Source organism: Moorena sp. SIO4A1, from assembly GCF_010672065.1.
GTDB lineage: Bacteria > Cyanobacteriota > Cyanobacteriia > Cyanobacteriales > Coleofasciculaceae > Moorena.
This window is the reverse complement of the sequence record NZ_JAAHHX010000676.1, coordinates 1-1,517: the sequence shown is the minus strand read 5'-3', so window position 1 is coordinate 1,517 and position 1,517 is coordinate 1. Positions and strand designations below refer to the sequence as shown.

The 1,517-nt window shown below is 38.5% G+C and carries 1 protein-coding gene and 1 pseudogene; both read left to right on the top strand.

Features of this window, described 5'->3' with window-relative positions; genetic code table 11:
* Nucleotides 1–571: pseudogene (locus F6K53_RS41840) on the top strand (histidine kinase); the annotation flags it as partial.
* Nucleotides 572–593: 22 nt separating this feature from the next.
* On the top strand, nt 594–1,424 hold the full coding sequence (locus F6K53_RS41835) for a DUF928 domain-containing protein (protein WP_293086330.1): 831 nt from the start codon (nt 594–596) through the stop codon (nt 1,422–1,424).
* Nucleotides 1,425–1,517 lie beyond the last annotated feature (93 nt).

The window sequence follows — 1,517 nt, the reverse complement described above, 5'->3', positions numbered from 1 at the left end:
AGATGCAACACAAGAAGAATTACTATTGCAATTAGAGAAACTCAATCATGAAATCAGAGAAATTGGCGAGTATCTGAATCTAGAAGCACTAACTACAAAAGAAAGTCTAAGATTAGGAAGTGGTTTAAAGTTAGAGTTAAAACGTTCTATTCATGAGCTTTTTTATCAAGTATATACCAGTACATTGGAACGTGATGACTTGGAGTATTTAAAAACTATGAAGGTAAAAATCCGTGCATTTGATCCCATTGATGAAAAATACTTGAACCTTGAACAAAGACAAGAACTATGCCTATTTCTCGAAGAAGCTTTGTGCAATGTTGGAAAACACGCTAAAGGAGTAAAACGTGTCGAAGCTACTGGTAAAGAGAATCAAGGGTGGTACACTTTGAGCATAAAAGATAATGGTTCTGGTATTTCCTCATTAACTGAAAGCAAAGGGACACAGTTACTCAAAAATGTTGCGAAAAGTTTGGGAGGTGATTTTAGACGTGATTCTCTTTTTCCTAAAGGAACGTTATGTGAAATAACGTGGCAATTAACAGATTATAAAAGTCGTCGTAAACAATAAAATATTACAATCTCCGAATAGTATGACTACTCAAGGTTTAGGATTCCTTAACAAACCTATTAATTACAGACTAGTAACTAGCTGTACCCTCAGTTTGTTACTATTGTTTGTGCCATCTGCTATAGCTGAATATAGACCACCTGATCGAGAACCTGCTAGTGACTCTTCCGACACTACTGCTCGTTTTACACCACGTGATCGAGAACCTGCTAGTGACTCTTCCGACACTACTGCTCGTTTTACACCACGTGATCGAAAACCTACTAGTGACTATTCCCGAACTGGAGGTCCTAGGGGATGTCCAGGTGAAGCAATACCCCTGACACTCCTGGCACCTCAGACTTATGTTGGTCAAACCGCTTCAGTGCATCCCACTTTTGCTGGCTTTGTTTCCAGTTCTCATGAAATAGAGTTTAGACTGTTTGAGTTTGAGTCGAATAATACACTTAAACAATTGGGTAGTCCCATTAAAAAGCAAACTCAACCAGGAGTTTTTCAGCTGTCTTTACCAGAGAATCACCCAGGATTAACGGTAGGTAAAAAATATTTGTGGCAGATCGCAATTCGTTGTCCAGATGGTGCTATAGTCGAAAGGGCAGAATTCAGAGTTGTAGAGTTGCCAACACGGATAAAAAGTAGGCTATCTACCACAATTAATAGTTCCCAGAAAGTAGATATCTATGCTGGGGCTGATTTTTGGTATGAAGCATTTATGGAAGCGCTAACCTTGGCACAACCTGGAAAGATGGGACAGCTTGGTTCCAGTTTAGTGGAAGACCTCACTAAGTCTGAGTTAGAAGAAGATGCGGATAAAATTAGGTGGTTGGAGGAAATTGTAAATAGGGATAAGTGATATCTACGTTTTACAACCAATTCCCAATCATAATAAACGGTGCCCAAAAAGAATGATTATCATATTGGTCATTAATTTCTGATATTTCTTTTG

Excerpts from the sequence above, each read along its gene's own strand:
- F6K53_RS41835 (WP_293086330.1), top strand. The coding sequence starts at position 594 with ATGACTACTCAAGGTTTAGGATTCCTTAACAAACCTATTAATTACAGA.